Annotated in this window: 13 protein-coding genes; 4 read left to right on the top strand and 9 right to left on the bottom strand. The window is 55.0% G+C overall.

Going from position 1 to position 12,546, the window contains the following annotated elements; all coding sequences use genetic code 11:
• Nucleotides 1–2 precede the first annotated feature (2 nt).
• The 3 genes from Q8W32_RS08345 to Q8W32_RS08335 all read right to left on the bottom strand — a co-directional run bounded on the left by Q8W32_RS08345 (nucleotide 3) and on the right by Q8W32_RS08335 (nucleotide 2,135).
• Nucleotides 3–866, bottom strand: a complete 864-nt coding sequence (locus tag Q8W32_RS08345) for a type II secretion system protein N (protein ID WP_303432185.1) — start codon at nucleotides 864–866, stop codon at nucleotides 3–5.
• Nucleotides 867–893: 27 nt separating this feature from the next.
• Nucleotides 894–1,655 (bottom strand): type II secretion system protein N, encoded by a 762-nt coding sequence (gspN, locus tag Q8W32_RS08340; RefSeq protein ID WP_303432186.1) that lies wholly within the window; start codon nucleotides 1,653–1,655, stop codon nucleotides 894–896.
• A gap of 141 nt (nucleotides 1,656–1,796) precedes the next feature.
• A complete protein-coding gene (locus tag Q8W32_RS08335) occupies nucleotides 1,797–2,135 on the bottom strand; it encodes a GIY-YIG nuclease family protein (RefSeq protein ID WP_303432189.1) in 339 nt (112 codons plus the stop codon).
• A 67-nt stretch (nucleotides 2,136–2,202) separates the two neighbouring features.
• Here Q8W32_RS08335 and Q8W32_RS08330 point away from each other — a divergent pair, with 67 nt between their 5' ends.
• The 4 genes from Q8W32_RS08330 (at nucleotide 2,203) to fdxA (ending at nucleotide 6,829) form a co-directional block, all read left to right on the top strand.
• Nucleotides 2,203–2,910: a hemolysin III family protein gene (locus tag Q8W32_RS08330; protein ID WP_305414499.1), complete on the top strand. Its 708-nt coding sequence runs from the start codon at nucleotides 2,203–2,205 to the stop codon at nucleotides 2,908–2,910.
• Between the two features lie 76 nt (nucleotides 2,911–2,986).
• Nucleotides 2,987–3,427, top strand: coding sequence for an alternative ribosome rescue aminoacyl-tRNA hydrolase ArfB (gene arfB, locus Q8W32_RS08325; RefSeq protein ID WP_303432192.1), 441 nt, complete (start codon nucleotides 2,987–2,989; stop codon nucleotides 3,425–3,427).
• A gap of 279 nt (nucleotides 3,428–3,706) precedes the next feature.
• Nucleotides 3,707–6,301, top strand: coding sequence for a DNA mismatch repair protein MutS (mutS, locus tag Q8W32_RS08320; RefSeq protein WP_303432194.1), 2,595 nt, complete (start codon nucleotides 3,707–3,709; stop codon nucleotides 6,299–6,301).
• Between the two features lie 204 nt (nucleotides 6,302–6,505).
• Nucleotides 6,506–6,829 carry a ferredoxin FdxA gene (fdxA, locus tag Q8W32_RS08315; protein ID WP_303432195.1) on the top strand — a complete coding sequence of 108 codons (324 nt, stop codon included), beginning with the start codon at nucleotides 6,506–6,508 and terminating at the stop codon, nucleotides 6,827–6,829.
• A gap of 145 nt (nucleotides 6,830–6,974) precedes the next feature.
• On the opposite strand, the gene rpoS is transcribed toward fdxA, so the two are convergent.
• From rpoS to truD, 6 genes are all read right to left on the bottom strand, one after another.
• Nucleotides 6,975–7,898, bottom strand: coding sequence for an RNA polymerase sigma factor RpoS (gene rpoS, locus Q8W32_RS08310; protein ID WP_303432197.1), 924 nt, complete (start codon nucleotides 7,896–7,898; stop codon nucleotides 6,975–6,977).
• Nucleotides 7,899–7,987: 89 nt separating this feature from the next.
• The gene (locus Q8W32_RS08305) at nucleotides 7,988–8,902 is read right to left on the bottom strand and encodes a peptidoglycan DD-metalloendopeptidase family protein (protein ID WP_305414493.1); all 915 of its coding nucleotides are present in this window, start codon (nucleotides 8,900–8,902) and stop codon (nucleotides 7,988–7,990) included.
• A gap of 142 nt (nucleotides 8,903–9,044) precedes the next feature.
• Entirely contained in the window at nucleotides 9,045–9,950 is a 906-nt protein-coding gene (locus Q8W32_RS08300) for a DUF368 domain-containing protein (RefSeq protein WP_305414491.1), read from the bottom strand.
• 27 nt (nucleotides 9,951–9,977) lie between these two features.
• Nucleotides 9,978–10,613, bottom strand: coding sequence for a protein-L-isoaspartate(D-aspartate) O-methyltransferase (locus tag Q8W32_RS08295; RefSeq protein ID WP_370693674.1), 636 nt, complete (start codon nucleotides 10,611–10,613; stop codon nucleotides 9,978–9,980).
• Nucleotides 10,614–10,656: 43 nt separating this feature from the next.
• The gene (gene surE / locus Q8W32_RS08290; protein WP_303432203.1) at nucleotides 10,657–11,397 is read right to left on the bottom strand and encodes a 5'/3'-nucleotidase SurE; all 741 of its coding nucleotides are present in this window, start codon (nucleotides 11,395–11,397) and stop codon (nucleotides 10,657–10,659) included.
• Nucleotides 11,394–12,488 carry a tRNA pseudouridine(13) synthase TruD gene (gene truD, locus Q8W32_RS08285; protein WP_305414487.1) on the bottom strand — a complete coding sequence of 365 codons (1,095 nt, stop codon included), beginning with the start codon at nucleotides 12,486–12,488 and terminating at the stop codon, nucleotides 11,394–11,396. Before truD ends, surE begins: the two co-directional genes overlap by 4 nt.
• Between the last annotated feature and the right edge of the window lie 58 nt (nucleotides 12,489–12,546).

Raw genomic sequence — 12,546 nt, 5'->3', positions numbered from 1 at the left:
CTTTAATTCAGCCTGTGGTTAACGGTAAAACGATCATTGCCGCGTTGTACTTCGATACGCACACTTTCAGTATTCTGCAAGTCAGCCAACAGACTCTGGTCACTGGCCGGATCGCCCAGTGACTGGCCATTAATGGACAACAGCAAATCTCCGGGTCGGAGTTTGAACTGCATCAGGGGCGAGCCGGGTTGTACCCGATACCCCTGACCACTCCCTTGTGCTGCCAGCCCCATACGACCCAGTGCTTCCAGCGGATCATCCTCCAGCTCGGACGTTGCCAGGTCGACCAGTTCGGTGGCATTACGGACCTTACTGAAGCGTTCTTTCAACGAGCTGGCGCCGGACCTTGATTTGGCCTCCGGCACCGCCCGCACATCGGACCCCCGACTGGTGTGCTCTTCAAACTTGAGCGTTTCGAGCTTGCCAGCGGTGTCCAGAATGACCTTGTCGGGGTACACCCCGGCCAGGCGGGTGCGGCCCTGTACCGTATCACCCATACGATAAAATTCGCCGGAACGACCGGCAGCCGAGATAATCGCACTGGATAACTCTTCCCGAGAGGACTGATTGATCCCCATCAAGGTTAACTTCAAGCGGGTATCCGGTGCTTCCACCGCTTTTTGTACGACTCGGGGGGCAACTGCCGTTGCCTCGCCAAACAGATGGTAAGCCGCCGTTCCGCGCACCTGCCCATCGTCACTGTCAGTACTTGCCTGAGCCGGCGCTTTCAACACTAACGGCGTCGGGGCGATAACCATCCAGGCCAACTGTGCACTCTGCCAGCTCAATAAAACCGTCAGCACCAGCTTGCCCGTCAGTAATGTCCACTTTTGCCATAACAGCGGCTCTACCACATTCTTTTCCAAATCGACTGCTCCGAATCGGCGCCAAGGTTATAGAATCTTTCGCGACACTTCAAAAATCACGGTGTCTACTTCGGCTTTGTCCGGCCAGGTTTGCCCCAATACATCAATCATCCGGCGTCGTACTGCCACCCCCGCCCAGCCATCGGGCTGCACAAATCCTTGTACCAGCGGCTGGCCTTCAACGGTTGTCACATCCAGCACCGCCTGTTCCTGTGTCATGCCCAGTTGTCCGACCAGCATCGGCACGTCGGCAGAGATACGCTTGCGTTGTACCGGAAATACTGCGCTACCGCCACCAAACACCAGGCGACCATCCAGAGCACTGATTACCCGGGTATCCAGATGGATCACCGCCGACAGGTCGCTGGCTTCGATATTGCCAGACAATTCCACCCGTGACGGTCTCAGCAGCGGCCGTAACAGCTCGGTATCCAGAAAACCATCCAGGCCACGGATATGCAGCGCTTGATCAGCCCCCAGACGAGCCAGACCCTGCAATCGCACGAAAGGTGATGTCAGGGTCAAATCCACTTCGGGTGCCGCCACCAGAAGCGAAGCAGGCGATAAACGCCACTCGGCATCCAACAAACCCAAATCCCGTTGCTCAGCCTGTACTTGCCCGTGCCAGATCGTTCCAGACACAGACCTGACATCAACCGGCAAATTCTTTAGCTCGGGTTCCAACATGCGCCAGACAAAATGTAATGGCGCATTGACGACCAGAAAGATCAAGAAGGCAAACAAACCAAGCAGCAGATACCAGCGAGCTGCCCAAATAGCTGAAAACATGATGATTATTGTGTCCGTATCGCTACAAATTGCATGCCATTCTACTGACAGGACGCCGGAGTCTAAAGCGAAGTTATGACATCCATGTAACAATTACACAATGTGACGGTAACAAACATTCTGCTCCCGTTCGTCTCGTTTCTATAAACCTGCCAACAAACGCCGCCGCATCGCCGCATCGCCAGCAATCAACCGCTCCTTTTGCGTACGGCTCAATTGCTTGGCCCGATACTCGACTTTCAAGGCGACAGACTTGTTTGGCAGTTCCCAACTGAAATCCAGCTGCAAGGGTGCCTTGCCCCGTAACGCCCGCGCCGCCCGCACGCCTCCGGCACTGTGCTCACGGAAACGCCGGATCACATGCGTACTGACGCCACAATACAAGGTATCGTGGCGAGTACGGATAAAATACAGAAACCAGCGCGTGTCGGCAGCACTGGCACCGGCCGCAACATTGGCGTCATACTGTAACTCTGCCATCGATATACTCTCTGCTTTGATCATGACGATGCCGGTGCTATCAGCCCTGCACGTCAAGGAATGCTCCATGACCCGGATACTCGCGCACTCATCTGCCAGCCCCCAGGCCCTTTTTCGTGAGCCAGTCAGCGGCTTTAGCCATCTTGCCGGCGCTCTTCTTTCGCTGGTAGCACTTTATATTCTGTATAGCCGGGCAGCGCAGTACGGCAACCTCTGGCACATTGTATCTTTCAGTCTTTTTGGCATCACCATGCTGCTGATGTTTGCCAGCAGTGCCCTGTACCACCTGGTACAAGGCTCCGGGCAAACAATCACCCGGCTCAAGCGGCTGGATCATATCGCGATTTTTTTACTGATCGCCGGAACCTACACCCCGTTTTGCCTGATTCCACTCCATGGCCCGATGGGCTGGTGGTTGTTTGCAATCGTATGGACGCTGGCGGGATTTGGCGTGGTACTGAAACTGGTCTGGATTACCGCACCACGCTGGCTATCAACTCTGGTGTATGTTGCCATGGGCTGGCTGGTGGTTGTCGCAGCGCAGCCCGCCATGGAACGTATCCCGGTTGACGCCCTGTTATGGCTGGCCGCTGGCGGCGGCTTCTACACCGTTGGTGCAATGATTTACGCTTTCAAGTGGCCCAACCCGTGGCCAGATCATCTGGGGTTCCATGAAATCTGGCATTTATTTGTACTGGCCGGCGTATTCTGTCATTTTGGGGCGATTGCCTTTGGCCTCGCGGATTTACCCGTTCCTCCATCGTCGCCTGCATGAGAAAGCGACCATGACCAATGCGAACAGCAACTCTGCCATCACCACGGGCTGACCCATTCTCAACCAACAGAACGCCATGACTGATTCCGAAACCGAACTGGAAATTTCCAGCCGCCTCTCCATTCCACTGTATCAGATTGACCTGCAAGCCATCCGTGCCCAGGGTGCCGGTGGCCAGAACGTCAACAAGGTATCCAGTGCCATCCATTTGCGCTTTGATATCGGTGCATCGTCCCTGCCTGGTTATATCAAGGAACGCCTTGCCAACATCTCGGACAGCAGGATCAGCAAGGACGGCATCATAGTGATCAAGGCCCAGCAACACCGCACCCAGGAAAAAAACCGCCAGGATGCACTGGATCGTCTGGCAGAGCTGATCCGCAAAGCCACGGTGGTCTTGCCACCCCGGGTTGCTACTCGCCCGACGCGTTCATCACAGCGTAAACGGGTCGACCAGAAAACCCGCCGCGGCCAGATCAAGAACATGAGAGGCAAGGTGAACAAATACGATGGCTAACCAATGAGCCAACGATAAAAACGTTGCATCCTTGCCAGAATCCACCACGTCAAACAACCCGAATTCCCTCTCGGCCCCATTACTAGCTGCTCATGCCCCCGGATGCCGCTGGCACGATCCAGCAAGCCGCCGGTCTTCATTCAACAACAGCCGGCCACCCTGGTGGTATGGCCTGAACACTGGCAGGTGTTCTAGTGGGGGCTGGTTTGGTAATCTTAGCGGCTCGATTTCCAGCTATCGCTGGCACAGCCTCTAAACCCCTTATTGTCCTCGGTGCGTATGCAAGCCACAGCAAAAAAAGACTCAAAACCCGCTCAAACCCCGATGATGACGCAATACTTGCGAATCAAATCCGAGTTCCCGGACACCATGCTGTTTTATCGCATGGGAGACTTCTACGAACTGTTTTTTGATGACGCAAAAAAAGCAGCGCAACTGCTGGATATCACCCTCACCGCCCGTGGCCAGAGCGGCGGCAAGCCGATACCGATGGCCGGTGTGCCTTACCATGCCGCCGATAACTACATCGCCCGACTGGTCAAACAAGGTGTCTCGATTGCCATTGCTGAACAGATTGGCGATCCGGCCGCCAGCAAGGGCCCGGTAGAACGCAAAGTTGTGCGGGTAATCACTCCTGGCACCCTCACCGACGAAGCCTATCTCGATGAGCGCAGCGACAACCTGATCGTCGCTGTCTGTGCCCAGCACACAACTTATGGTCTCTCGGTACTGGAAATCTCCAGCGGACGTTTTTCGGTACTGGAAGTCACCACCGAGGCTGAGCTACTGGCCGAAATCGAACGCCTGCGCCCGGCCGAACTGCTCTATGCCGAAGACCAGCAGCTGCCCGCAGAACTGCCAGCACGCGCTGGCGCACGGAGCCAGTCGCCCTGGCATTTTGATGCCGACAGCGCCTTCCGCTTGTTAACCCAGCAATTAAAAACCAGGGATTTACGGGGCTTTGGCTGTGAAGACATGACCCTGGCGGTACGTGCCGCCGGTGCGCTGCTGAATTACGCCCGGGAAACCCAGCGTAATGACCTGCCCCACGTCCGCTCATTGCAGGTTGAACTGTGCGACGATGCCATTGTGATTGATCCGGCCAGTCGCCGAAACCTTGAAATAGACATCAACCAGCAAGGCGGCAACAGCCATACCCTGGCCTGGGTAATGGATAAAACCGCCACCGCCATGGGCAGTCGCTTGCTGAAACGCTGGCTCAACCGGCCAATCCGTAACCTCACGCTACTGGAGCAGCGCCAGACACTCATCAAACAGTTGTTAGAGACCGGCAGCTGGCAAGACCAGCAACCCTTGTTACGCCAGATTGGTGATATTGAACGGATTCTGTCCCGCGTTGCTCTGGGGTCGGCCCGCCCTCGCGATCTCGCTCGCCTGCGCGATGCCCTGACCGTCTTGCCAGCCGTTCGCAGTTTGCTTGAGCCCGTCGACAGCCTGCTGGCCCAACAACTGTGGAGCGAGATTCAGGAGTTCCCACAATGGGTTGAACGCCTGCAAGCCGCCATTATCGACAACCCGCCAGTCGTTATTCGAGACGGCGGGGTGATTGCTCCGGGTTATGATGACGAGCTGGATGAGTTACGCGGCCTGAGTGAAAACGCCGGTGATTTTCTGCTGCAACTGGAAACCCGCGAACGGGAACGCACCGGCATCAGCACCTTGAAAGTCGGTTACAACCGGGTGCACGGCTATTACATCGAGATCAGCAAAGCCCAATCCGCCGATGCACCAACTGAATATATTCGCCGCCAGACACTCAAAAACGCCGAGCGCTTTATTACCCCGGAATTAAAAACCTTTGAAGACAAGGCATTAAGCGCCAAAAGTCGTTCCCTGAGTCGGGAAAAACACCTCTATGATCAGCTGGTCATCGACCTGGGTCTGGCACTGCCGGGGTTACAAACCTGTGCTGCGGCACTGTCGCAGCTGGATGTGCTGGTCAACCTCAGTGAACGGGCCGACACCCTGCAGCTGACCTGCCCGACCTTGACCAGTGACGCGGTAATTGATATTCGCCAGGGTCGCCATCCGGTGGTCGAAGCCCTGCTCGACGATCCGTTTGTGGCCAACAACACCCACCTGGATAACCGCCGCAAGATGCAGATTATCACTGGCCCCAATATGGGCGGTAAATCGACCTATATGCGTCAGGTGGCCTTGATTGTCTTGCTCGCCCATATCGGCAGCTATGTCCCCGCCGAACACTGTACCCTGACCACGGTTGACCGTATTTTTACCCGCATGGGTTCGGCCGATGATGTTGCCGGTGGTCGCTCGACCTTTATGGTAGAGATGACCGAAACCGCCAATATTCTCCACAACGCCACCGCCAACAGCCTGGTATTGATGGATGAAGTCGGACGCGGCACCAGCACCTTTGATGGCCTCTCGCTGGCCTGGGCCAGTGCTGCCTATCTGGCCGAAAAAACCGCCGCCTATACTCTGTTTGCTACCCACTATTTTGAAATGACGGCACTGCCGGAGTCTCACCCCCAGGTGGCGAACGTACACCTCAAGGCAACAGAACACGAAGACCGGATTATCTTCCTCCATTCAGTAGAAGACGGCCCGGCCAGTCAAAGTTACGGCTTGCAGGTCGCACAACTGGCCGGCGTGCCCGCTGTAGTGATCAACAATGCACGGCAGCAATTGCAGAAACTGGAACAAGGCAGCTTGCCCCCAACCAGCAGCCCGGCATCGGTGACACCCGGTATTGCCGAGCCACCTCTCCAATCGGATATGTTCGCCAGTGTCCCTTCCGCAGCCGAAACCCGCCTGGCAGAACTGGACCCAGACAACCTGACGCCCCGTGCCGCCCTGGAGTTACTGTATGAACTCAAGCGGCTGGTCTGAGCAGAGCTGACAGACAGGTCGAAAAACAGAGTGTTGCCACCACCGCGCAAGCCAACAACCACACCAACCCCTTGTTTGGCTTGCGACCTGACAGACGGATACCTAGAATGAACGCTTATTCCAAGCCTGAGCAAAGAACTCAGGTATCCAACCGATTAGCCTGCGCCAACTCACTGTCTCTGGCGCACCATGAGGAGATATTCCATGCCTTTTGTTGTCACCGACAACTGCATCAAATGCAAATACACCGACTGTGTTGAAGTCTGCCCGGTCGATTGCTTTTACGAAGGCCCTAACTTTCTGGTGATTCACCCGGATGAATGTATTGATTGCGCATTATGCGAACCAGAATGCCCCGCAGAAGCGATTTATTCCGAAGACGAAATCCCGACAGGTCAGGAACAGTTTATTGAATTGAATGCCGAGCTGGCAGAAATATGGCCGAACATCGCCGAGCGCAAAGAGCCGCTGAAAGATGCCGAAGAGTGGGATGGTAAAGAAAACAAAATTGCCATGCTGGAGCGCTAGGGCGCAAGAATCCAGCGGATTATTCGGCCGTATGTCCAGCGGCCACTGCATTCAAGTCTGGCCATTGCCAGGCTGAATGGCTTGAACTGCCCCTGTCATTCGCTCACCGCAGGCGGTACGACGAACGAGTGTCAGGGGCGGCGTGTCAGGCTTCGCCGAACAGGGTCTCGGCATTCAATCCCTGACCTTCCATGATATCGCGCAGGCGTTTTAACCCTTCAACCTGAATCTGGCGTACTCGTTCACGGGTCAGATCGATCTCATGACCGACCTTTTCCAGCGTGCTGATATCATGACCTCGCAGCCCGAAACGACGGGATAACACTTCCCGTTGTTTTTCTGGCAGCTCATCAATCCAGTGTTCCAGATTGTTCTGGATATCGTTTTTCTGCAGCTCTTCACCAGGATCAGCACTGCGCTCATCGGCAATGGTATCCAGCAAGGACTTGTCGGGTGAACCAGCCAATGGCGTATCCACCGAAGTAACCCGCTCATTCAGCTTCAGCATCCGTTTTACATCGGCTACCGGCTTGTCCATCAGCAAGGCGATCTCTTCAGCGCTTGGCTCATGATCCAGCTTTTGGGTCAGTTCACGGGCGGCGCGCAAATACACATTCAACTCTTTCACCACATGAATTGGCAAGCGAATCGTCCGCGTCTGGTTCATGATGGCACGCTCAATGGTCTGACGAATCCACCAGGTAGCGTAGGTTGAAAAACGGAAACCACGCTCAGGATCGAACTTTTCGACCGCCCGGATCAGCCCCAGATTGCCTTCTTCAATCAGATCCAGCAAAGCCAGACCCCGGTTGAGATAACGGCGAGAGATTTTTACCACCAGACGCAAATTGCTTTCAATCATGCGACGGCGTCCCATCTCGTCACCCTTGATCGCCAGGCGAGCGTAATGCACTTCTTCTTCTGCAGATAACAGCGGAGAGAAGCCAATTTCATTCAGATACAACTGGGTTGCATCCATTGACTTGTAAGTGCTGTCGTCGGTAATTCGTTTTCCGTCCTGGTGACTGTCCGAACCTTCTCGTTCGTCACGCTGCTGTTGTACCGCCATAATCCTTCCCGCCTGTTTAATTCTTTTATTGTACAAAGAGTTAAACATGATCCATGCCAGAACAACTGTTCACAGAATAATTGGTGCGGTTAGCGCTCTGGCAAGTACAGCAAGGGATCCACCGGCTTACCGTTTTTACGGACTTCAAAATGCAGTTTCACGCTGTCTGTGCCGGTAGAGCCAACCTCAGCAATCACCTCCCCGGCCTTGACCTGATCTTTTTCCTTAACCAGTATGCGGCTGGCGTGGGCATAGGCGCTGAGATAGGTTTCATCGTGCTTGATAATCACCAGGTTGCCGTACCCACGCAGTCCCTGACCGGCATACACCACGGTGCCTCCAGCGGCGGCAGACACCGATTCTCCCTGCACTCCTGCCAGATCAATCCCTTTATTGACGGGTTTTGAGGTCGAAAATTGAGCCAGTATCTCGCCAGGCACAGGCCAGCGCCACGCAGCGCTGCTAACCGGTTCGGTGGTTACCGGTGTGACGACAATCGGTACCGGAGCAGTGGCAACAGGAGTGGTAGCAACAGGGCCGGAGACCACCGGTGTTGAGGGTGTTGAAACAACAGGTGTCGACGTAACAGTGGTTGAAACGGCCGCTGCCGGAGCCGTCGGTGCAGAAATAACGGGGGCTGGTGCTGCAGGTGCCGGTTTACTGACGCTGGTAGAAGCAGACGGTGGATTACTCACGGCAACGGTCGATGACTTCGCTCGAACGTCAATTTTCTGACCCGGAAATATCGTATAGGGACTGGAAATACCATTGGCTCTGGCCAGACCTTGATAATCCAGACCGTAACGCCAGGCAATGGAGTAGAGCGTGTCGCCTTTTCTAACGACATGATAGCCTGACGAATTATTGACGCTCCCGGTCGGCTGATAGATCGAGCCTTCAGAGCCGCCGAATTTTTCTTCGGTGGAAATAAAGCCGCTGCCTGAAGAGCAGCCAGCCAGTGTGCCAATAATCACGGCGACAATAATCACAGTCAGGCGTTTCATGGTGTTTCCTGATTGGTTGGTTCTTGACACCTTGGAGTGACAGATTTTCATTAGCAGGCGCACGTTGAACCAGTCTAACGACACAATGTAATAATAGACCCTTAACCCCTGACGGCCGGTTCCGGCCATCAGCAAAGATGAGTCAGTCGGCATCACCTTGACGTTTGGCGACCCATTCAAGCAACAGCACCGTCGCCAGCCCGGCCACCATCAACAACAGCGCCAGCAGTAAATCGGTACCGATATCTGGCAGAATATTCTGCTGATACACCGGCACTGTCTCTCCCTTGCTGTTCAGGCGGGTGGTCAGCGTTTCTTTCCAGGGCCAGACCTTGACCAGCGAGCCGATCATAAATCCCGTCAAAATCGCAAAGGTTGCCTCTCGCCAACCGGCCAGCAACCAGCTGAGAAAGCGGGAAAAACTCAACAGTCCGATCACGGCTCCAGCACCAAACAGAGCCATAATGCCCAGATCAAAACTTTTTAATGCCCCCAGAATCGGTTCGTACAACCCCATCAACAATAAAATAAAGCTGCCGGATATACCCGGCAAAATCATGGCACAGATAGCGATACTCCCCGCCAGAAAAACCACCAGCGGTGTGGCTTCAATCGAGGTTGGAGCGGCCATGCTGATCCAGCCTGCCACCACGGCTCCTGCCGCCAGTAATAACAGAGTGGGCGCATTCCATTGACGAATCTCACGACCAACATGCACCACCGACGCGATAATCAAACCAAAAAAGAAAGCCCACAACCAGACCGGGTAATGCACCAGCAAATAATGAATGCCTTTGGCCAGGCTCAGAAGTGCAGTCAGCACCCCGGCTCCCAGAATAACCAGAAAGGTGCCATTGATATGCTGCCAGGCGGCTTTCGGGCCTTGCTTGAACAACAACCTCACCGCCTCGGCATCGACCTTGCGGATAGAACCCAGCAACTGATCATAAATACCGGTGACAAATGCGATCGTACCGCCAGAGACGCCAGGAACCACATCGGCCGATCCCATCGCGATACCTTTCAGAAACAGCCAGAAGTGGTGCATGTAAAATCCTTGTTAACAAAGGGAAAACTAACGCTGAATCCCGGACAGAAAAGGGACAAACAACACATCTTCCAGAATCTCAGTGACAAAGGTGTCACCATCACGGGTAATCAGAGTCAGTTTTTGCTGCTCCCCCCCTACTGGAATCACCATCCGGCCGCCATCGACCAGTTGTTCCTGTAGCGCACTGGGCACCTGTTCCGGGGCCGCGGCAACGATAATACCGTCAAACGGGCCTTTTTCTGGCAGTCCCCAACTTCCATCCGATAATGAGCAATGGATATTACGGTATTCCAGTTCAGAAAGACGGTTTCTGGCACGAGAAAACAGTGGTTCTATGCGCTCAACACTGAAGAGACGATCCACCAGCGGTGACAAGACCGCCGCCTGATAACCACAGCCGGTTCCAACTTCCAGTACCCGCCCAAGACGTTGCTGATCACCCAGCAGGATTTCCGTCATCCGGGCCACGGTATAGGGCTGACTGATGGTCTGACCATAACCAATAGGCAAGGCAGTGTCTTCATAGGCCCGATGTGCCAGGGCTTCATCGATAAATACATGCCGTGGCGTTGACGCTATCACGCTGAGCACCTGCTCATTACTTACACCCGCTTCCCGTAAGCGCTGCACCAGCCGATTCCGGGTGCGCTGGGATGTCATTCCTATTCCACTCAGTTGTTGCGTATCCAACCACCTATCTCCATTAACCAAGCACTGATTGCATATGCTCCAGCACCGCATGCCGAGTCATGTCCATTTGAATCGGGGTAATCGAAACATACCCCGCTTCTATTGCAAAAAAATCGGTTTCCGGCCCGGCATCCGCGACAGCACCAGCAGCAGAAATCCAGTAACACTCTTTACCCCGCGGATTGGTCGCCAACACCGGGTTATCCGAACGGTAGCGATGACCCAACCGGGTTATCCGATGACCTTTCAGTTCAGCGTATGGTCGATCCGGCACATTGATATTGATCACCGAGTGCGGAGGCAGCTGCAGCTGTTCCAGTTGGGGGAACAATGCCACCAGAACACGGGCAGCAGTATCAAAATGCTGTTTGCCCACCAGGGAAATCGCAATCGGTGTCTTATCCAGAAAACGACCTTCCATCGCCGCTGCCACGGTGCCGGAATACAATACGTCATCACCCAGGTTGGCCCCGGCATTGATGCCTGAAACCACCCGTTCACACTGATCGCGAAACAGGGCGTTGGTGCCCAGATGCACACAATCCGTCGGTGTACCGTTAACGCAATAAAAGCCGTTTTCAAGTAATACCGGGTGTAACGGGCCATCCAGTGTCAGGGAATTACTGGCACCGCTGCGATCACGATCCGGGGCAATCACCGATAACTCATGGCCGGCCTGTTGCAGATATTCCGCCAGAGTCCGCAACCCCGGTGCATGGGCACCATCGTCGTTGGAAAGCATCAACCGGCTCATGGGATTTCTCCTGCTGCCGTGGTGTCGATAACAGCCGCCGCCATGCGGTCCGGCTCACGGACTGTCAGTACTTCTTGTAATAGTGACGTCGCATAATACCCGGCTCCCAGCGAAAAACAGACTCGCAATTGCAATGTCTCGTCATCACATTGCTGCCATTGCCAACTCATGCGCTCCGGTTTCACCACCAGCGCTCGCCGCTCCTGGCTCAAGCCGCTGTGTTCCAGAGCATCCAGTACGTCGCTATAGGGGGCCAGGACTTTTGCTTCAAACGCCAGCGCCTCCTCCGTGGCCAGCGAACGGCCCCGCCCCCACATCGGTGCGGTCGTCTCACCGGCTGGAGTCAGGGGTTCGCCCAACATGGGCGTTGTCCAGTCACCGGCAACAATTCGTGCTGCCACCACCTGATTAAACATCCAGGATCGAACAGCCGATAGATAAAGGCCTTTTTTATTGGCATTCCGTACCCGGATTTCACGGCGCAACATGGCCACCCCCTGAGGCACATTCGCACCGCCATGACCAAAACGCTGGGCACCAAAATAGTTGGGGTAGCCCCGGTCACGAATAGCGGTCAGGTTGGCGTCAATCGCTGCCTGGGAGCCTTCGACCTCACGGAGCAATAATTCAAAACGGTTGCCCAGCAAATCACCCCGGCGTATTTTTTTCGAGTGGCGCTGCTGCTGCATCACACGGAATTCATCGTGCTGCAGGGCCAGAAAGTCCGGCGTCTCTCCCTTGGGAAAATACACACTGAACCACTGGCGGGTGATCGCATAACGATCCTTGAGGCCGGCAAAACCGACATCCATATCGCGTACACCTGCGTAACGCGCCAGCTCCGACGCCACCCATGCGGTATTGGCTCCACGCTTTTCGACCCACAGCCAGATATGTTCACCTTCTCCCTGAGGCAAGGCCAGCGGCAGCTCATCAACGATAAAGTCCTCCGGCACCTGCTTGAGTATGCCGTGGGCAGCGGTGTCCGGTAAGGATGCAGGCCAACCAATGGGCCAGTGATGGTTCGCCGTGGTGACGTCAGGTTCTGCTGATGAAGCAGAAGCAGCAGTGCTATCGATGGAATCAGTCAAAGAATCAGTTACTCAGTTATCAGTTCTGGTAGCCACCGGGGCCAAACCAAAGAAGTTA

It is taken from the genome of Oceanobacter sp. 3_MG-2023 (assembly GCF_030688925.1).
GTDB lineage: Bacteria > Pseudomonadota > Gammaproteobacteria > Pseudomonadales > Oceanobacteraceae > Oceanobacter.
The sequence above is the reverse complement of the archived record's forward strand: the minus strand, read 5'-3'. Positions and strand labels throughout refer to the sequence as shown.

What these genes read in the sequence shown, in the direction of transcription:
- Q8W32_RS08300 (WP_305414491.1), bottom strand. Translation starts at nt 9,950, where the DNA reads ATGCACCACTTCTGGCTGTTTCTGAAAGGTATCGCGATGGGATCGGCC.
- Q8W32_RS08305 (WP_305414493.1), bottom strand. Translation starts at nt 8,902, where the DNA reads ATGAAACGCCTGACTGTGATTATTGTCGCCGTGATTATTGGCACACTG.
- fdxA (WP_303432195.1), top strand. Translation starts at nt 6,506, where the DNA reads ATGCCTTTTGTTGTCACCGACAACTGCATCAAATGCAAATACACCGAC.
- Q8W32_RS08335 (WP_303432189.1), bottom strand. Translation starts at nt 2,135, where the DNA reads ATGGCAGAGTTACAGTATGACGCCAATGTTGCGGCCGGTGCCAGTGCT.
- mutS (WP_303432194.1), top strand. Translation starts at nt 3,707, where the DNA reads ATGCAAGCCACAGCAAAAAAAGACTCAAAACCCGCTCAAACCCCGATG.
- Q8W32_RS08295 (WP_370693674.1), bottom strand. Translation starts at nt 10,613, where the DNA reads ATGACATCCCAGCGCACCCGGAATCGGCTGGTGCAGCGCTTACGGGAA.
- arfB (WP_303432192.1), top strand. Translation starts at nt 2,987, where the DNA reads ATGACTGATTCCGAAACCGAACTGGAAATTTCCAGCCGCCTCTCCATT.
- rpoS (WP_303432197.1), bottom strand. Translation starts at nt 7,898, where the DNA reads ATGGCGGTACAACAGCAGCGTGACGAACGAGAAGGTTCGGACAGTCAC.
- surE (WP_303432203.1), bottom strand. Translation starts at nt 11,397, where the DNA reads ATGAGCCGGTTGATGCTTTCCAACGACGATGGTGCCCATGCACCGGGG.
- Q8W32_RS08330 (WP_305414499.1), top strand. Translation starts at nt 2,203, where the DNA reads ATGACCCGGATACTCGCGCACTCATCTGCCAGCCCCCAGGCCCTTTTT.
- gspN (WP_303432186.1), bottom strand. Translation starts at nt 1,655, where the DNA reads ATGTTTTCAGCTATTTGGGCAGCTCGCTGGTATCTGCTGCTTGGTTTG.